The organism is Xanthomonas sp. DAR 80977, from assembly GCF_041240605.1.
In the GTDB taxonomy this organism is placed as follows: Bacteria; Pseudomonadota; Gammaproteobacteria; order Xanthomonadales; family Xanthomonadaceae; genus Xanthomonas_A; species Xanthomonas_A bundabergensis.
Genome location: NZ_CP162487.1, coordinates 605,524 through 622,510 on the forward strand (window position 1 = coordinate 605,524; position 16,987 = coordinate 622,510).

Consider the following 16,987-nt stretch of genomic DNA (forward strand, 5'->3'; position numbering starts at 1 on the left):
GCCACGATCCGCGCTAACGGTGCATCGCGCGATCGCACGGCGGGACGCGCGCACCGCGAATCGCGACCAGCCTCGGCCGTGTAGGCGCGCAGGTCGCGCAGGTCGCGCAAGCGCAGCACGCAGCTTGGCCGCACATCGACGCATCGGGTCAGCGCGCACCGGGGCGCAGCCGCAACAGCTCGCGCAGTTCGTACTTGTCGGTCTCGTCCAGGCCCTGCGCGCGCTGCTTGGCCTGCAGTTCCTCCAGCCGCTGCTGCAGGGTCTGCCGCTCCAGCTGCACCACCACGTCGTGCAGCTCCTGGCGCCAGCTGGCGGTTTCGCCGGGAATCTCCTGCACCGCCAGTTTCTGCAGCGCGGCCAGTTCCTCGCGTTCGTGGAAGTGCTCGAGCAGCGCGCCGGTGGAGATGTCCGGGCGCGTGTGCACGATCTCCAGCAGCTCGATCATCAGTTCGATGCCGGGCAGGCGCAGGCCGGCGAACGGGTAGGGCGGGGGCAGGTCCAGCGCCAGCGCGGGCGTGTGCAGCAGGCGCACGATCGCCTCGCGCACCAGGCTGCGCTTCTGCGTCGGCCGCGCCGCGCGCGGCGGCGGCTTGGCCGGCTGCGCGGCGGCGGGCGCGGGGCCGCCGATGCCGGTGATCTCGGCCAGGCGCTGGCGCATCAGGTCGCCGAAGGCGCCGTCGGGGATCTGCGCCAGCATCGGCCGCGCGCGCTCGGCCAGCCGCGCCTTGCCGTCGAGCGTGGCCAGGTTGACCTCGCGCGAGAGTTCGTCGAAGAAGAACTGCGACAGCGGCGTGGCCTGCTGCAGGCGCGCGGCGAACCCGTCGGCGCCTTCCTTGCGCACGATGCTGTCCGGGTCCTCGCCGTCGGGCAGGAACAGGAAGAACGCCTGGCGCCCGTCCTTCATCCGCGGCAGCACCGATTCCAGCGCCTTCCAGCCGGCGCGGCGGCCGGCGGCGTCGCCGTCGAAGCAGAAGAACACGTCCGGCGCGTTGCGGAACAGCAGCTCGGCGTGTTCGGAGGTGGTCGCGGTGCCCAGCGTCGCCACCGCCTGGGTGACGCCGAACTGGAACAGCGAGACCACGTCCATGTAGCCCTCGACCACGATCAGTCGCTCGATCTTCTGGTTGGCCTGGCGCACCTGCCACAGGCCGTACAGCTCGCGGCCCTTGTGGAACAGCGCGGTCTCCGGCGAGTTCAGGTACTTGGGGCCGTCGTCCTTGTCCATGACCCGGCCGCCGAAGGCAATGACCCGGCCGCGGCGGTCGAAGATCGGGAACATGACCCGGTCGCGGAACTTGTCGTAGACGTGGCCGCGCTCGTTCTTGGAGAACAGCCCGGCGCGCTCGAGCAGCTTGTGGCGGCGCTCGTCGGTGCCCAGCGCGTCCTTCAGCGCGCTGTAGCCGTCCGGCGCGTAGCCGATCTGGAAGCGCGCGCGGTTGTCCGCGTCCACGCCGCGGCCGTCGAGGTAGCTGCGCGCCTTGTCGCTGGACTCGAGCTGGCGCTGGAAGAACTTGGTCGCCGCGTCCAGCGCCGAGTACAGGTCGCGATGGTCGTCGCCGGCGGCCTGCGCGGCGCCGCGCTGCTGCGCGTCGCGCGGCACTTCCATGCCGGCGCGCTTGGCCAGTTCGTCGACCGCGTCGAGGAACTCCAGGCGGTCGTAGTTCATCAGGAAGCTGATCGCGGTGCCGTGCGCGCCGCAGCCGAAGCAGTGGTAGAACTGCTTGGTCGGGGACACCGTGAACGACGCCGAGCGCTCGTCGTGGAACGGGCAGCGCGCCGCGTACTCCTTGCCCTGGCGCTTCAGCGGCACGCGCGTGCCGACCACCTCGACGATGTCGGTGCGGGCGAGCAGGTCGTCGATGAATGCGTCGGGGATGCGGGCCATGGGCGATAGGATGCCATGCGCCCGCGCCGCCGCCACGGGTCGCGTCGCGAAACCCGTTGTTGCGTTGTCGAGCGCGCTAGGGCTGCGGCGGAACCGCGGCGATCGCGCTGGCGTCGATCCCGGCCGCGGCCAGCTTGCGCCGCGAGCGCAGGCGTTCGTCGATCACCGCGGTGATCAGCGCGCCGACGAAGAACACCACCGTGGCGTAGTAGATCCACACCAGCAGGATCACCAGCGCGCCCATCGAGCCGTAGGCGCTGCCCGGCGCGGCGGTGGCGATGTACAGGCCGATCGCATAGCGCCCGGCCACGAACAGGCAGGCGGTGATGGCGCCGCCGATCACCGCCTGGCGCCACTCCACGCGCCGGTCCGGCAGGTAGTGGTAGAGCACGGCGAAGGCCAGGATGTAGATCGCCAGCGTGGAGGCGTAGCCCACCGCCGGCAGCAGCGACGGCAGGCGCGCGAAGGCGACCTGCAGCACCGTGGTCAGGATCATCGAGATCAGCAGCAGGAAGCCCAGCGCGAACACCACGCCGAACGAGAACACGCGCTTCTTCAGCCACGCCACGATGCCTTCCAGGCGCTGCTTGTCGGTGCGGAAGATCAGGTTCAGCGCGTTCTGCAGCTGCGCGAACACCGCGGTGGCGCCGACGAACAGCAGCAGCGTGCTCCACAGCCCGGCCAGCGAGCCGACGTTGGGCTGGTTCTTGGCGTTGTCGATGATGGTCTGCGCCACTTCGCGCGCGCCGTGTCCCGCCAGTTGCCCGATCTGCTCGATGAAGGCCTGCTGCGCCTGCGGGTACAGCGAGGCGGTCAGCCACAGCAGCAGCACCAGCAGCGGCGCCAGCGACAGCAGCGCGTAGAACGACAGCGAGGCGGCCTGGGTCATCACGTCGATCTCGACGAAGCGCCGCAGCAGCGCCGCCGGCAGGCTCTGCTGCAGGCGGTCCAGGTGTTTGTGCAGGCGTGCACTCGACAACGGCAGGGACATGGGGCGGCAATGGCCTTCCGACGGGCGCGGCATCGCGATGCCGGGCCTGCGTGTGCGCGAAAGGTGCCGCAGGCTCGCCGGCGTTGTAGCAGCCGGCGGCCGAAAGGCGGGTGAAAAACCCGCCGCGCGGATCAGCCGGCCAGCTGCTGCTTGACCAGCGTCGAGACCAGGCCCATGTCGGCCTTGCCGGCCAGCGCCGGCTTCAGCGCGCCCATCAGCTTGCCCATGTCGGCCGGGCCGCTGGCGCCGGTCTGCGCGATCGCGGCCTGGATCGCGGCGACGATCTCGGCCTCGCCGAGCTTGGCCGGCAGGTAGCGCTCGATCACCACGATCTCCTCGCGCTCGATCGCCGCCAGGTCCTCGCGGTTGGCGGCTTCGTACTGGCTCACCGAGTCCTTGCGCTGCTTGACCATCTTGTCCATCACCGCCAGCACCGCGGCGTCGTCCAGTTCCACGCGCTCGTCCACTTCCTTCTGCTTGATCGCGGCGTTGATCAGCCGGATCACGCCCAGGTTGTGCGTGTCGCGGGCCTTCATCGCGGCCTTCATGTCGTCGGTGAGCTGCTGCTTGAGGGTCATGAGGGGCTCCAGGGGAAAGGGAAGAAAGGGGTGGTCATTCTAGGCGCCGCGCCGCGGCGGTCCGGGTGGGACGCGGGCGGCGGCGCGCCGAGGCCGGCCTGGGGACAGGTGGCGGGGGTGCCGGGGCGGCCGCCGGCCCGCTGCGGATGGGGCGGGTGCGCGGCGACGCGCAGCTGGCCAGGGCCTGACCCGCGGCCACACAAAAAGCCGGCGACGCTTGCGCGTGCCGGCTTCGTGGGCTTACCGTAGCGGATGCCGAAACCGGCACAACCCGCTACCGCAAACCGCGATCCTCAGTACAGACGCTGGCGCTTGGTGACGTCGCGAGACGTCCGGCGCAGCTGGCGCTTCACCGCGGCTGCGGCCTTGCGCTTGCGTTCCTGGGTCGGCTTTTCGTAGAACTCGCGCTTGCGGGTTTCGGCCAGCACGCCGGCCTTTTCGCAGGTGCGCTTGAAGCGACGGAGCGCAAACTCGAAGGGCTCGTTCTCGCGGACTTTGACGCTGGGCATGGAATCTCCGGGACACAATGGTGACCGGGTCACGCCCGGCGAGCCGCACATTATAGCGACTGATTTCCTGGCTGCAAGCGGGGCGTTTGCCTGCCGCCGATTCGGCCCCACAATGGCAGCCATGAGAGTCCTCGGCATCGAATCCAGCTGCGACGAAACCGGCGTCGCCGTCTACGACACCGCCCTGTCCGGCGCGGCCGCGCTGCGCGCGCACGGGCTGTACAGCCAGATCGCGCTGCACGCCGAATACGGCGGGGTGGTGCCGGAACTGGCCAGCCGCGACCACGTGCGCAAGCTGTTGCCGCTGATCCGCCAGACCCTGGCCGAGGCCGGGCTGGGCGTGCGCGACCTGGACGGGGTGGCCTATACGGCCGGCCCGGGCCTGGTCGGCGCCTTGCTGGTCGGCGCCGGCGTCGCCCGCGCGCTGGCCTGGGCGCTGGAGGTGCCGGCGATCGGCGTCCACCACATGGAAGGCCACCTGCTGGTGCCGCTGATGGAGGATCCGGATCCGGTGCACGGCGTGCCGGCGCCGCCGTTCGTGGCGCTGCTGGTGTCCGGCGGGCATACCCAGCTGATCGCGGTGGAGGCGATCGGCCAGTACCGGCTGCTCGGCGAGACCCTGGACGACGCCGCCGGCGAGGCCTTCGACAAGACCGCCAAGATGATGGGCCTGCCGTACCCGGGCGGCCCGCAGCTGGCGGCGCTGGCCGCGCAGGGCACGCCGGGGCGGTTCCGCTTCGCGCGGCCGATGACCGACCGCCCCGGGCTGGACTTCAGTTTTTCCGGGCTCAAGACCCAGGTGCTGCTGGCCTGGCGCGGCAGCGACCAGAGCGAGGGCACGCGCGCCGACATCGCCCGCGGTTTCGAGGACGCGGTGGTGGAGACGCTGGCGATCAAGTGCGAGCGCGCGCTGCAGGCGGCGGGCAGCGACACCATCGTGGTCGCCGGCGGCGTCGGCGCCAACCTGCGCCTGCGCACCAGGCTGCAGGCGATGGCGCAGGCGCGCGGCGGCCGCGCCTGCTTCCCGCGCCCGGCGCTGTGCACCGACAACGGCGCGATGATCGCCTTCGCCGGCGCGCTGCGCCTGCAGGCCGGCCAGTCCAGCGACGCGGCGGTGCGGGTGACGCCGCGCTGGGACATGGCGGCGCTGCCGCCGTTGGCGGCAGCGCGGGATTCGGGATTGGGGATTGGGGATTCGTAGCAGCGGCTCCATGCGGCGCCGGCCTCTGCTTTCGCCCCTGCTTTTGCCTTTGCTCTTACCATTCCCGAATCCCCAATCCCGAATCCCGGCCCCCAATGGATAAAGTCTTCATAGAAGGTCTAGAGATCGACGCGCTGATCGGCATCTACGATTGGGAGCGGCGCATTCGGCAGACGCTGCGCTTCGATCTGGAGATGGGCTTCGACAACCGCGTGCCGGCGGCCAGCGACGACATCGCCGATACGCTCAACTACAAGGCGGTCAGCAAGCGCCTGGTGGAACTGGTCGAGCAGTCCGATTTCGGCCTGGTGGAGACGCTGGCCGAGCGCTGCGCGGCCGCGGTGCTGGCCGAGTTCGACGTGCGCTGGCTGCGCCTGAAGCTGAGCAAGCCGGGTGCGGTGCGCGGCGCGCAGGCGGTGGGCGTGATCATCGAACGCAGCCGCGACGCCGGCTGAGCGCGTTCCGCCGCGGCGTCGCAGCCGCTTGACGCTCATTCCGGTTCCGGGCATGTTGCTGTGCAACGCAACACTTGGCCGCTCGCGCTCGGTGGCGTACGACGACGGGGCACGATGGACTGGAGCAAGTACCGCACGGCCACCTACGACGAGCTGATCCAGGCAGATGGTCAGCCGCGTCCCGCCGCCCGCCGGGTCATCGAATACCTGTCCAGCCTGTCCGGCCGCGAACTGTCCGAGCGCCAGCTCGCCGCCGATGTCGCCGCACGGGTCATGGGCATCACCTTCACCGTCTATTCCGACGGCCGCAACGTCGACCGCACGCTGCCGTTCGACCTGATCCCGCGGGTGATCCCGCTGCGCGAATGGCAGCGCACCGAGGCCGGGCTGAAGCAGCGCATGCGCGCGCTCAACCTGTTCATCGGCGACGTCTACGGCGCGCAGCGCATCGTCAAGGACAAGGTGTTCCCGGCGATGCTGCTGGAGCATTCGGTGAACTTCCGCCCGCAATGCGTGGGCATCACCCCGGCGCTGGGGGTGTGGGCGCATATCTGCGGCTCGGACCTGGTGCGCGACGCCGACGGCACGCTGTACGCGCTGGAGGACAACCTGCGCATTCCCAGCGGCGTGTCGTACATGCTGGAAAACCGCATGGTCGCCAAGCGCGTGTTTCCCGAGCTGTTCGAGACCAGCGCGATCCTGCCGGTGGACGAGTATCCGGCGCAGCTGTACGACACCCTGGCCGCGCTGTCGCCGCGCCCCGGCGACCAGCCGGTGATCGCGCTGCTGACCCCGGGCATCTTCAACAGCGCCTATTTCGAGCACGCCTACCTGGCGCAGGCGATGGGCATCGAGCTGGTCGAGGGCGACGACCTGTTCGTGGCCGACGACGACTGCACCTACATGCGCACCATCTACGGGCCGCGCCGGGTCGACGTGATCTACCGCCGGGTCGACGACCTGTTCATCGACCCGGAGGTGTTCCACCCCGATTCGGTGCTCGGCGTGCCCGGGCTGATCCGCAGCTGGCGCGCCGGCAAGGTGGCGCTGGCCAACGCGCCGGGCGCCGGCGTGGCCGACGACAAGGTGGTGTTCGCCTACGTGCCGAAGATGATCCGCTACTACCTGGACGAGGAGCCGATCCTGCCCAACGTGCCCAGCTACCTGTGCCACGACGACAAGGACCGCCAGTACGTGCTCGAGCACCTCGACCAGCTGGTGGTGAAGCCGGCCAACGAATCCGGCGGCTACGGCATGCTGATCGGGCCGCGCTCGACCAAGCGCCAGCGCGAGGAGTTCCGCAAGCTGATCCAGGCCGATCCGCGCAACTACATGGCGCAGCCGACGCTGGGCCTGTCCACCGCGCCGATCGTGACCGAGGTCGGCCCGTCGGCGCGGCATCTGGACCTGCGCCCGTTCATCCTGTCGCGCGAGGACGTCTACGTCACCACCGGCGGGCTGACCCGGGTGGCGATGGAAGAGGGCTCGCTGGTGGTCAATTCCTCGCAGGGCGGCGGCGCCAAGGACACCTGGGTGGTGGACCTGGACGAGGAGCTCGACTGATGCTCTCGCGCGTCGCCGACAACCTCTACTGGTTCAGCCGCTACGTGCGCCGCGCCGAGACCACCGCGCGGCTGGTCGGCGTGGGCAGCCTGCTGCAGCTGGACCTGCCGCGCTCGGTGCGTTTCGCCTGGCGGCCGATGATCGACACGGTCGGCGCCGGCGAGATCTTCAACATCTGGTTCCCGAACGCCGGCGACGACGTCGGCGACGCCGACGTGGTGCGTTTCCTGCTGCTGGACGAGCGCAATCCGTCCTCGCTGCGCAGTTCGGCGCGGCAGGCGCGCGAACTGCTGCGCGGCATCCGCGACACGCTGCCGCAGGAAGTGTGGGAGGCGGTCAACGACCTGCACCTGTACATCGACGCCAACGGCGAGCGCAGCGTCGGCCGCCGCTACCGGATGGAGTTCCTCGGCCACGTCACCGACGCCTGCCTGAAGGTGTCCGGGCTGCTGACCGCCAACGTCAGCCGCGACATCGGCTTCCAGTTCCTGCGCCTGGGCACGGCGATCGAACAGGCCGACATGACCACGCGCATCATCGACGCCGGCGCCTCGGGCCTGATCACCCCGCGCAAGGCCGACGACCTGGAGGCCTACCAGAACATGCAGTGGATGAGCGTGCTGCGCTCGCTGGCCGCCTACCAGATGTACCGGCGCCACGTGCGCCAGCGCGTCACCGGCGAGCACGCGCTGCGCTTCCTGCTGCAGAACAACGATTTCCCGCGCAGCGTGCATTTCTGCCTGACCCGCGCCCAGCACATCCTGCCGACCATGCCGCCGCGGCCGAACGTGGAGCGCGCGCTGATGCGGATCAACGGGCTGGTGCGCAACGCCGACCCGGCCTACCTGGCGCGGCACAACCCGGCGGAGTTCATGGACGAGATCCAGACCCACCTGGGCTATCTGCACAGCGCGATCGCCGAGGCCTATTTCAGTTCGTGAGCGGGGCACGGCCGGCGCGCCGCCGGTCGGGGCGGCGGCCGGCCGGGTGTATGGAGGCGGGGTGTCGCAGGGTGGTTGAGACGCAATCCGGCATCGGTCGAGGGCGCGGCACTGCCGCGAGCGCGGCCGCGTCTGTCGGTGCGACCTGCCCGCGGCGGCTGGCGCGGGGCTGCCCTGCATGCGCCGCAAACGATTGGGCGACGGGATTCGGGGGCGTATGGGACGATCGGCAGCGCCGGCTGGCGGCCGTAGACACTGTTCCTGAATAGGCGGATCCGGCGCCGGCATTTGCTCTTTCGTCTGGCCGGAGAGCTAGAATTGACGGCTATGTAAACGTTTTCTCAAAGGACCCCATGGCTTCGGATCGTATCGAATCGCTCATCGCCCGCATGACCGTCGAAGAGAAGGTCGGCCAGCTCGGCGTCTTCGCCGACATGGTGCGCCCGTTCGCGCCGGACGTGAATCCGGAAGCGAACGTCAGCAATGCCGACGAGGTGCTGCAGCAGGTGCGCGCCGGCCTGGTCGGCTCGCTGTTCAACGGCGTGGGCGCCGACCTGGGGCGGCGGATCCAGCAGACCGCGCTGGAAGAGAGCCGCCTGGGCATTCCGGTGATCCTGGCCGCGGACGTGATCCACGGCATGCGCACCGTGTTCCCGATCCCGCTGGGCGAGGCCGCCAGCTTCGAGCCGGAACTGGCCGAGCGCACCGCGCGCGCCACCGCGATCGAAGCCACCGCCGCCGGCATCCACTGGACCTATGCGCCGGCGGTGGACATCGCCCGCGACCAGCGCTGGGGCCGCGGCGCCGAGGGCGCCGGCGAGGACGTGGTGCTGGGCTGCGCGTTCGCCGCCGCGCGCGTGCGCGGCTTCCAGGGCCCGGACCTGCGCGCGCACGACGCGCTGCTGGCCACGCCCAAGCACTTCGCCGCGTATGGCGCGGTCGCCGCGGGCATGGAATACAACAGCGTGGACATCGCCCCGCAGACCCTGCGCGACGTGCACCTGCCGCCGTTCCAGGCCGCGTTCGGCGCCGGCGCATTGAGCGTGATGACCTCGTTCAACGACATCAACGGCGTGCCGGCCAGCGCCAACCACGAACTGCTGACCGAGATCCTGCGCGGCGAATGGAAGTTCCCCGGCGTGGTGATCTCCGACTACACCGCCGACATGGAGCTGATCGCGCACGGCTATGCGGCCGACGAGCGCGACGCGACCAAGAAGGCGTTCCTGGCCGGCATGGACATGAGCATGCAGAGCGGCTTCTACGCCGCGCACCTGCCGTCGCTGGTGGCCGACGGCGAAGTGCCGATGGCCGCGCTGGACGAGGCGGTGCGGCGGGTGCTGGCGCTGAAGGAAACCATCGGCCTGTTCGACGATCCGTACCGTTCGCTGGACCCGCAGCGCGAGGCCGACCAGTCGCACATCGCCGCGCACGACGCGCTGTCGCGCGATGCCGCGCGGCGCTCGATCGTGCTGCTGAAGAACGACGGCGAGGTGCTGCCGCTGCGCAAGCGCGGGCAGGCCATCGCGCTGATCGGGCCGTTCGTGCAGGACCGCGAGAACATCGAGGGCTGCTGGACGCTGTTCGGCGACAAGACCCGCTACGTGACCCTGGAAGCGGGCGTGCGCGCGGCGCTGGAGGATGGCGACGCGCTGAGCGTGGTGCCGGGCTGCGAGCTGGAAGCGCCGCTGGACGGCGGCATCGAGGCCGCGGTGGCGGCCGCGCGCGCCGCCGACGTGGCGGTGCTGGCGCTGGGCGAGCCGCAGCGCTACAGCGGCGAGGCGCAGTCGCGCACGCAGATCGTGCTGCCGCCGGCGCAGCAGGCGCTGGCCGAGGCGGTCGCCGCCACCGGCACGCCGCTGGTGGTGCTGCTGCGCAACGGCCGCGCGCTGGCGCTGCAGGGCGCGGTGCGCGACGCGGCGGCGATCGCGGTGACCTGGTACCTGGGCACGCAGACCGGCCCGGCGGTGGCCGACGTGCTGTTCGGCGACTACAACCCGTCGGCGCGGTTGCCGGTCAGCTTCCCGCTCGATCCGGGCCAGCAGCCCTACTTCTACAACCACGCGCGCACCGGCCGCCCGGAACTGCCGACGATGAGCGAGTTCAAGGCGCGCTGGCGCGAGATCCCGAACGCGCCGCTGTACCCGTTCGGCCACGGCATCGGCTACACCCGTTTCGCCTACGGCGCGCCGCAGCTGGATCGCACCCGCCTGGGCTGGGACGAGACGCTGACCGTGACCACCCGCATCGACAACGTCGGCGAGCGCGAGGGCGAGGAGGTGGTGCAGCTGTACGTGCACGACCGCGTCGCCAGCCGGGTGCGCCCGGTGCGCGAACTGAAGGGCTTCCGCAAGGTGCGGCTGGCGCCGGGGCAGGGCCTGGACGTGGTGTTCACCCTGGACCGCCGCACGCTGGCCTTCAGCGGCCGCGATGGCCGCTTCGAGGCCGAGCCGGGGCAGTTCGACCTGTGGGTCTGCGCGTCCTCGGCCAGCGGCGAATCGGTCGGCTTCGAGCTGCTGCCGCCGGCCTGAGACCTGCATGCGGGCGCCCAGGGCACGGGCGTCCGGGCGGCGCCTGCCGGCGCCGCCGCTGCATCGCATTGCGTGCGGCAGACCCGTCTACGTTGCGCGAACGCCGCGCGTGACCGCGACCACGGCTTGGCCGCTGCATGCTTGCCGTCAACGCCGGGTTTGCTAGGTTCGCCCTTCGACCCCATCCGATAGGTGCACGTCATGCAACGTACTCCCCTGGGTTTGGCCTGTGCAGTGATAGTGAGCCTGGCGATCTCCGCCGCGCAGGCGGCGCCGGCCGCCAAGAGCGCCGAACGGCGCGGCGATTGGCCGTTCTCGGCGACGCCGTTCGCCACCTTCAACGAACCCTGGGCGATGAGCTTCCTGCCCGACGGCAGCGCGCTGATCAGCGAAAAGGGCGGCACGCTCAAGCGCTTCGATCCGGCCAGCGGCCGCACCGGCACGGTCAGCGGCGTGCCCGCGGTCGCCTACGGCGGCCAGGGCGGTTTCGGCGACGTGCTGCCGCATCCGGGCTTCGCCCAGAACGGCCTGGTCTACCTGAGCTATGCCGAGGCCGGCAGCGGCGATACCCGCGGCGGCGCGGTGGCGCGCGCCAAGCTGACCCTGGACGGCGATGGCGGCGGCACGTTGTCGCAGATGAAGGTGATCTGGCGCCAGCAGCCCAAGGTCTCCGGCAACGGCCATTACGGCCATCGCCTGGCGTTCGGGCCCGACCGCAAGCTGTGGATCAGTTCCAGCGAACGGCAGAAGTTCGATCCGGCGCAGGACATGAGCGGCAACCTGGGCAAGATCGTGCGCCTCAACGACGACGGCAGCGTGCCGGCCGACAATCCGTTCGCGCGCCGTGGCGGCGTGGCCGCGCAGGTGTGGTCGCTGGGCCACCGCAACGTGCTCGGCCTGGCCTTCGACGCCAACGGCCAGCTGTGGGAACACGAGATGGGTCCGGCCGGCGGCGACGAACTGAACCTGATCCAGCGTGGCGCCAACTACGGCTATCCGATCGTGTCCAACGGCGACCACTACGACGGCCGGCCGATTCCCGACCACTCCACGCGCCCGGAATTCGCCGCGCCCAAGGTCAGCTGGACGCCGGTGATCTCGCCGGCCGGATTCGTCATCTACAGCGGCAGCACGTTCCCGCAATGGCGCGGCAACGGCTTCATCGGCGGGCTGTCCTCGCAGTCGCTGGTGCGGATCGAGTTCAACGGCGAGAGCGCCAGCGAAGCGGCCCGCTACGACATGGGCAAGCGCATCCGCGAGGTGGAACAGGGCCCGGATGGCGCGCTATGGCTGCTGGAGGACGGCAGCGGCGGACGCCTGCTGAAATTGCAGCCGGTGGAGAGCTGAGCGAGCGGGTGGATTTTCTGTCGGCGCACCGTGTGGGGTTGGTGCGCCGATGGGGGCGCTTGTCTTGTGAGACCTTGGGGCGGCGCTTTACCTGACTGCGCAGTTGGGAGTAGTCACGGCTCCGATGGATTCCCGAGCCGTCGAGGTTTCAGGCTCCGTTCGTCGCGGCTGAAGCCGCTCCTACAGGTGGCGGTCGCAGGCCGATGGGAGTGGCCGGAACGCTAACGCTCTTGTGTAGGAGGGGCTTCAGCCCCGACCTAACGCATCCGTACGAGATGGATGCTGCCATCCCGCGAGATGCCTGAAATCTCCTGCAAGCCAAGCGCGGATCCAATGCGCCACGGCATCCGCGCCGGCCCGCAGGGCACGCCGACGCAACGGCGACGGCAACCCGCGATCGCGTTCCTGCCTCAATCCTGACCGGCGCGCTCCCACGCGCGGCGCACCGCATGCCGCGCCTTGCTCCAGCTCAGGGTCTGCGAGCCCTTGGTGCTGTCCCAGTCGCGGTGCAGTTCCGCCTCGACCTGCTCGTAGGCGCGGGTCAGGTTGCGGATGCGCGCCTCGTGCCCGGCGTGGTAGGCCGGCTCGTAGTCCTCGAAGCGCTCGCCCTCGCTGTAGTAGGGCTCCTCGGCGAAGCGCTCGCGCCAGTATTGCGAGACGAGGCTGCGGTCGTCGTCGTTGGGTTCGCGGCCGGGAATCTGATAAGGGACGCTCATCGGTGTCTCCTGCGGGAATGTGGCGTCCGACGTTAGCGATGGCGCCGTTAATGCGGGTCCAGCGCTGCGTGATCGGGGCATGAAGCGTGCGGCGGCGGTTCACGTTCCGCAGCCCCCAGCGCCGCTACGCGGGCAGCCGCGAATGGATTACGATCCGGCAACGCCGCTCGTCCCCCTCCGCAGGTTCCCATGGCCGCTAACGGTATCGCCTTGCTCACCCCGTACCTGGCCACCGCCGGCATCGGCTGGCTGTACTACCGGCGCATCCGCCGCTATTTCGGCCGCCAGCCGTGGCAGCCGCGGCGCACCGTGGCGCGATTGCTGCTGCTGGCGCTGGCGACGGCAGGCTTGAGCTATCTGGCGGCGGTGTTGCCGCCGGTGCGGCTGGGCATGGGGTTGGGGGTGCTGGCCGGTGCGGCGCTGGGCGCCTTCGCCCTGCATCACACCCGCATCGAATTGCTCGATGGCCGCCGCTACTACACGCCCAATCCGTGGATCGGCGCCGGACTCAGCGTGCTGCTGATCGGGCGCCTGGCCTGGCGCTGGGCCAGCGGCGCGTTTTCCGGCGGCAGCGCGCAATCGCTGCAGAATGCCAGCCCGCTGACCCTGGCCATCGCCGCGGCGCTGATCTCCTACTCGCTGGTGCACAGCGGCGGCCTGCTGCTGCGCATGCGCGCGCTGGCGCCGGCGCAGGTGTCCTAGCTGGGCGATCGTCGCCGGCCTACGACACGCAGGGCCGCGTCATTGCGCGGCCGCGGCGGACTCGTAGGGCAGCGCGGTCGTGCCGGCCGCGCGCAGTGCCGCGTCGGCGGCGTCCAGTTGCGCGGCGTCGCCTTCGACCACCAGCAGGATCCGGCCGGCCTCGATCTCTTCCTCGAAGTTGCGCCGCACCGGGTCCGGCACGGTGGCGCCGACCAGGGCCGAAGACCAGCTGCCGACCAGCGCGCCGGCGATCGCCATCACTCCCGCGCCGGCCAGGGTGATGCCCAGCGGCGGCACCGCGATCGCCGCCAGCCCGGCGAGCAGGCCGGCCGCGCCGCCGCCCAGCGCGCCGCGCGCGGCCGCCGGCAAGGTATCGGTCTTGACGTCCTTGCGGTCGTCGGGGATCGCCTCCAGTTCGATGTCGCCGCGCGCGATCAGCGACAGGTCGTCGTTGTCGATGCCGGCGCTGCGCGCGGCTTGCAGGGCGCGGGTGGCGGTGGCCAAGTCGGGGGCGCTGTAGACATGGCGCAGTTTCATCGCGGACTCCGTCGCTGAGGCGGGCGTCCAGGGTCGAAGCGACGCGGTTACCCAGGCGTGACAGCGGCGCAACGCCGCGTGAAGGCCTAGGCCGGCGCCTTGCGCGGGAAGCGGTAGAACAGCGCGCCGACCAGCAGCGCCACGCCGGCCGCGGCCAGGTTCTGCCAGCTGGCGCTGAGCAGCAGCGCCAGCGCCAGCAGCAGCGCCGCCAGCGGGATCAGCGGGCCGCCCGGCAGGCGCAACGCGCCGGGTCGGTCGCGATAGCGCCGCGCCAGCACCAGCACCGCCGCGGCGGTGCCGATGTAGGCGAACAGGCGGGTGACCATCGACAGCAGCGCCAACTGCACGAACGAGCCGGACAGCGCCAGGGCCAGGGACAGCACGCCCTGCAGCAGGATGGCCGCGGCCGGGGTGCGGAAGCGCGGATGCACCCGCGCCAGGAACGCCGGGCCGTAGCCGTCCTGTGCGAGCGCGAACAGGAAGCGCGGCCCCAGCATCACCGTGTTGCTGGTGGTGCCGAGGATGGAGATGGTGGCGCCGACGGTGAGCAGCAGCGCCAGCGCCTCGCCGCCGAAGCCGCTGGCGGCGTCGGCCAGCGGCGTCGCCGACTGCGCCACGTTCGCCAGCGTGCCCTGCGCGACCACCTGCACCGCGGCATAGATCAGGGTGACGGTGACGATCATCGTGATCAGCGCGAACGGCACGTCGCGGCGCGGATTGCGGTATTCGCCGGCGGCGGCGGGAATGTTCTCGAAGCCGGCGTAGGCGAACAGCAACAGCAGCGCCGCTTCGCCCATGTTGCCGAAGTCGCGCGGATCCGGCGCCTTGCCCGAGAACGCCCACGACCAGTCCACGTAGAACAGGCCGATGGCCACGAACAGCAGCAACGGCACCAGCTTGCCGATCACCAGCGCCACGCCGGTGCGCGCGGCCGACTTCACCCCGATCACGTTGATCGCGGTGAGCAGGCCGAGCGAGCCGACCACGATCGCCAGGCGCGCGCCGCCGCCGGCCGCGGCCGGCCAGAAGCGCACCACCGCATCGGCCAGTCCGTTGCCGAGCGCGGCCGCCGAGCTGATCCGGGTCAGCCAGATCATCCAGCCGATCTCGAAGCCGGCGAAGCGGCCGAACGCCTCGCGCGCATACAGGTAGCTGCCGCCGGGCTCGTCGAAATAGCTGGCCGCCTGCGCGTAGCACAGCACCAGCAAGCCCACCGCCAGCCCGGCCAGCAGCACCGCCCACAGGCTCATCGGTCCTAGCAGCGCGGCGGTGGCGGCGGGCAGCAGGTAGATGCCGCTGCCGATCACATCGTTGATCGACAGGCCGACGATCTGCCAGCGGCTGACCGCGCGGACCAGGCTCGGTTCGGGTGCGCTGCTCATGGCGCCGGCGCCACGGCGGGCAGCGCCCAGGCGGTGCGCAGGCGCGCGTAGTCCTTGCGCGGCAGCAGCACGAACAGCGGTGCGGCCTCCGGTTGCAGCCAGGCCAGCAGGCGCTGCATGTCGGCCGGCTCCATCGCGGTGCAGCCGGCGGTGGCCTCGCCGGGCGCGCGCCACAGGTGGGCGAAGATGCAGCTGCCGGCGCCGGGCCGCGCCTGCGGGTTGTGGCCGATCACGAAGCCCTCTTCGTAGCGGCGGTCGCCGTCGTGGTGCAGGTCCAGGCGCATCGGTTCGGTGGAGCCGGCCACCGCGTCCGCGCCGACCCGTTCGGCGTCGACGATGCGGTTGTACAGCGGCGAATCGGGCACGTCGATGCAATAGCTGCTCTGTTGCATCGGCTGGTACGGCAGCGCGCTGTCGATGCGCTGGGCGTAGCCGAAGGCCTCGCCGACGGTGAAGATGCCGGCCGGGCTGCGGCCGTCGCCTTCGCGCTTCTGCGGGCCGTCGGCCTGCGCCGGGTGCAGGCCCAGGCCCCAGGCGCTGCCGTTGCGGCCGAGCGCCACGTCGAAGCGCTGGCCGTGCGCGCGCCAGCCATCTGCCGTGCGTTCGAAGGCCTGCAGTTGGCCGCGCGGGCTGTCCCAGTCCGGTGCCAGCACCAGGATCAGCTGCCTTGCCTGCTGCAGTGCCGGCGGCGTGGTGGTGTCGTTTCCGGCCAAGCAGGTGCCGGCGACCGTGGCGCACAGCAGTGCCAGCGTCGCCAGCCAGGGGCGGCGGATGGCGCCGGTCTGGCTCAGGGCGGACAACCACGGGAACTTCGGCATGCGCATCTCCGGTCGCGATCGGGCATGGAGCGGGGTTGGACCTGCTCCAGGTTCGCCGCCCGTTGTTGGCGGCGGCAGGGGTGGTGCGGACGGCGGCACCCGCACGATGTCGAGCGGGTGCCGCAATGTTGCAACGTTACAGCAGTTGTCCGGCACGTGGCGCCGGTCGTGCGCAGGCCGCTGGCGCGGTGTCGGCACGCACGGGTGGTGGTGCGATTGCCGGCCGGCATGGCGGCTGCGAGTGGTGCAGCAAGCTGGCTGGTTGCGATTTGATCTAGCGAGCGCCGTGGCCTCTACGTGGCGGTTGCTACCGACCTCCATGAATCTTCCGTTGCCGTTGCCGTTGCCGTTGCTGTCGCTGTCGCTGTCACTGTCTTTGCCTTTGCTGTTGCTGCTGACTCTGCTGTTGCTTTGCTTTTGATCTACCGGGCCCCCTCGGCGCGGCGGCCATGGCGGGGAAAAACCCCGAAGGGGCGGCGCACATGGATGTGCGCCGTTCGCGGCAGGGGCAGGATGCCCCTTCCGCGAATCCCCGTCATGGCCGCGGACCCGGAGCGCGTAGCGCGGAGGGCGCGCTGCGGGGTGTGCTTTCTTTTGGTTACTTTTCTTTGCACAAGCAAAGAAAAGTAACTCGCCGCAGGCGAAAGCTGTTGCTGTTGCACCGGAACCGGAACCGGAACCGGAACCGGCACAGGCACAGGCACAGGCACACGCAATGATCGAATCATTGTAGGAGCGGCTTCAGCCGCGACGCTTTTCTGCCAGGGCTGGTCGCGGCTGAAGCCGCTCCTACAGAAAGCACAAGCGCCGAACAAAATGCCGGAGCAAAGG

General features: G+C 70.6%; 15 protein-coding genes. 7 read left to right on the forward strand and 8 right to left on the reverse strand.

The features are described 5' to 3' along the window. Window positions 1–148 precede the first annotated feature (148 nt). The 4 genes from dnaG to rpsU all read right to left on the reverse strand — a co-directional run bounded on the left by dnaG (window position 149) and on the right by rpsU (window position 3,963). Window positions 149–1,885, reverse strand: a complete 1,737-nt coding sequence (gene dnaG / locus AB3X10_RS02730) for a DNA primase (protein WP_369978848.1) — start codon at window positions 1,883–1,885, stop codon at window positions 149–151. 76 nt (window positions 1,886–1,961) lie between these two features. Beyond that, window positions 1,962–2,876 (reverse strand): YihY/virulence factor BrkB family protein, encoded by a 915-nt coding sequence (locus AB3X10_RS02735; RefSeq protein WP_369978850.1) that lies wholly within the window; start codon window positions 2,874–2,876, stop codon window positions 1,962–1,964. A gap of 131 nt (window positions 2,877–3,007) precedes the next feature. Further along, the gene (locus AB3X10_RS02740; RefSeq protein WP_369978852.1) at window positions 3,008–3,454 is read right to left on the reverse strand and encodes a GatB/YqeY domain-containing protein; all 447 of its coding nucleotides are present in this window, start codon (window positions 3,452–3,454) and stop codon (window positions 3,008–3,010) included. A gap of 293 nt (window positions 3,455–3,747) precedes the next feature. Beyond that, complete coding sequence (gene rpsU, locus AB3X10_RS02745) at window positions 3,748–3,963, reverse strand: 30S ribosomal protein S21 (RefSeq protein WP_003465342.1); 216 nt, start codon at window positions 3,961–3,963, stop codon at window positions 3,748–3,750. A gap of 121 nt (window positions 3,964–4,084) precedes the next feature. On the opposite strand from rpsU, the gene tsaD reads away from it, so the two are divergent. The 6 genes from tsaD to AB3X10_RS02775 all read left to right on the forward strand — a co-directional run bounded on the left by tsaD (window position 4,085) and on the right by AB3X10_RS02775 (window position 12,001). After that, entirely contained in the window at window positions 4,085–5,164 is a 1,080-nt protein-coding gene (gene tsaD / locus AB3X10_RS02750; protein WP_369978854.1) for a tRNA (adenosine(37)-N6)-threonylcarbamoyltransferase complex transferase subunit TsaD, read from the forward strand. Between the two features lie 95 nt (window positions 5,165–5,259). After that, window positions 5,260–5,619, forward strand: coding sequence for a dihydroneopterin aldolase (gene folB / locus AB3X10_RS02755; protein ID WP_369978856.1), 360 nt, complete (start codon window positions 5,260–5,262; stop codon window positions 5,617–5,619). A gap of 114 nt (window positions 5,620–5,733) precedes the next feature. Next, window positions 5,734–7,182, forward strand: coding sequence for a circularly permuted type 2 ATP-grasp protein (locus AB3X10_RS02760; RefSeq protein ID WP_369978858.1), 1,449 nt, complete (start codon window positions 5,734–5,736; stop codon window positions 7,180–7,182). After that, window positions 7,182–8,123 (forward strand): alpha-E domain-containing protein, encoded by a 942-nt coding sequence (locus tag AB3X10_RS02765; RefSeq protein WP_369978860.1) that lies wholly within the window; start codon window positions 7,182–7,184, stop codon window positions 8,121–8,123. The genes AB3X10_RS02760 and AB3X10_RS02765 overlap by 1 nt, the downstream gene beginning before the upstream one ends. A gap of 353 nt (window positions 8,124–8,476) precedes the next feature. Beyond that, the gene (locus AB3X10_RS02770; RefSeq protein ID WP_369978862.1) at window positions 8,477–10,654 is read left to right on the forward strand and encodes a glycoside hydrolase family 3 N-terminal domain-containing protein; all 2,178 of its coding nucleotides are present in this window, start codon (window positions 8,477–8,479) and stop codon (window positions 10,652–10,654) included. 201 nt (window positions 10,655–10,855) lie between these two features. After that, complete coding sequence (locus AB3X10_RS02775; protein WP_369978864.1) at window positions 10,856–12,001, forward strand: PQQ-dependent sugar dehydrogenase; 1,146 nt, start codon at window positions 10,856–10,858, stop codon at window positions 11,999–12,001. Window positions 12,002–12,411: 410 nt separating this feature from the next. On the opposite strand, the gene AB3X10_RS02780 is transcribed toward AB3X10_RS02775, so the two are convergent. Beyond that, window positions 12,412–12,717, reverse strand: coding sequence for a hypothetical protein (locus AB3X10_RS02780; protein WP_369978866.1), 306 nt, complete (start codon window positions 12,715–12,717; stop codon window positions 12,412–12,414). Window positions 12,718–12,906: 189 nt separating this feature from the next. On the opposite strand from AB3X10_RS02780, the gene AB3X10_RS02785 reads away from it, so the two are divergent. Then, a complete protein-coding gene (locus AB3X10_RS02785) occupies window positions 12,907–13,419 on the forward strand; it encodes a hypothetical protein (RefSeq protein WP_369978868.1) in 513 nt (170 codons plus the stop codon). Window positions 13,420–13,458: 39 nt separating this feature from the next. On the opposite strand, the gene AB3X10_RS02790 is transcribed toward AB3X10_RS02785, so the two are convergent. The 3 genes from AB3X10_RS02790 to AB3X10_RS02800 all read right to left on the reverse strand — a co-directional run bounded on the left by AB3X10_RS02790 (window position 13,459) and on the right by AB3X10_RS02800 (window position 16,156). Then, window positions 13,459–13,956: a hypothetical protein gene (locus AB3X10_RS02790; protein WP_369978870.1), complete on the reverse strand. Its 498-nt coding sequence runs from the start codon at window positions 13,954–13,956 to the stop codon at window positions 13,459–13,461. An 86-nt stretch (window positions 13,957–14,042) separates the two neighbouring features. Beyond that, entirely contained in the window at window positions 14,043–15,338 is a 1,296-nt protein-coding gene (locus AB3X10_RS02795; protein ID WP_369978872.1) for an APC family permease, read from the reverse strand. Beyond that, window positions 15,335–16,156: a L,D-transpeptidase family protein gene (locus AB3X10_RS02800; RefSeq protein ID WP_369978874.1), complete on the reverse strand. Its 822-nt coding sequence runs from the start codon at window positions 16,154–16,156 to the stop codon at window positions 15,335–15,337. The genes AB3X10_RS02795 and AB3X10_RS02800 overlap by 4 nt, the downstream gene beginning before the upstream one ends. Window positions 16,157–16,987 lie beyond the last annotated feature (831 nt).

What these genes read in the sequence shown, in the direction of transcription:
- dnaG (WP_369978848.1), bottom strand. Translation starts at nt 1,885, where the DNA reads ATGGCCCGCATCCCCGACGCATTCATCGACGACCTGCTCGCCCGCACC.
- AB3X10_RS02735 (WP_369978850.1), bottom strand. Translation starts at nt 2,876, where the DNA reads ATGTCCCTGCCGTTGTCGAGTGCACGCCTGCACAAACACCTGGACCGC.
- AB3X10_RS02740 (WP_369978852.1), bottom strand. Translation starts at nt 3,454, where the DNA reads ATGACCCTCAAGCAGCAGCTCACCGACGACATGAAGGCCGCGATGAAG.
- rpsU (WP_003465342.1), bottom strand. Translation starts at nt 3,963, where the DNA reads ATGCCCAGCGTCAAAGTCCGCGAGAACGAGCCCTTCGAGTTTGCGCTC.
- tsaD (WP_369978854.1), top strand. Translation starts at nt 4,085, where the DNA reads ATGAGAGTCCTCGGCATCGAATCCAGCTGCGACGAAACCGGCGTCGCC.
- folB (WP_369978856.1), top strand. Translation starts at nt 5,260, where the DNA reads ATGGATAAAGTCTTCATAGAAGGTCTAGAGATCGACGCGCTGATCGGC.
- AB3X10_RS02760 (WP_369978858.1), top strand. Translation starts at nt 5,734, where the DNA reads ATGGACTGGAGCAAGTACCGCACGGCCACCTACGACGAGCTGATCCAG.
- AB3X10_RS02765 (WP_369978860.1), top strand. Translation starts at nt 7,182, where the DNA reads ATGCTCTCGCGCGTCGCCGACAACCTCTACTGGTTCAGCCGCTACGTG.
- AB3X10_RS02770 (WP_369978862.1), top strand. Translation starts at nt 8,477, where the DNA reads ATGGCTTCGGATCGTATCGAATCGCTCATCGCCCGCATGACCGTCGAA.
- AB3X10_RS02775 (WP_369978864.1), top strand. Translation starts at nt 10,856, where the DNA reads ATGCAACGTACTCCCCTGGGTTTGGCCTGTGCAGTGATAGTGAGCCTG.
- AB3X10_RS02780 (WP_369978866.1), bottom strand. Translation starts at nt 12,717, where the DNA reads ATGAGCGTCCCTTATCAGATTCCCGGCCGCGAACCCAACGACGACGAC.
- AB3X10_RS02785 (WP_369978868.1), top strand. Translation starts at nt 12,907, where the DNA reads ATGGCCGCTAACGGTATCGCCTTGCTCACCCCGTACCTGGCCACCGCC.
- AB3X10_RS02790 (WP_369978870.1), bottom strand. Translation starts at nt 13,956, where the DNA reads ATGAAACTGCGCCATGTCTACAGCGCCCCCGACTTGGCCACCGCCACC.
- AB3X10_RS02795 (WP_369978872.1), bottom strand. Translation starts at nt 15,338, where the DNA reads ATGAGCAGCGCACCCGAACCGAGCCTGGTCCGCGCGGTCAGCCGCTGG.
- AB3X10_RS02800 (WP_369978874.1), bottom strand. Translation starts at nt 16,156, where the DNA reads ATGCCGAAGTTCCCGTGGTTGTCCGCCCTGAGCCAGACCGGCGCCATC.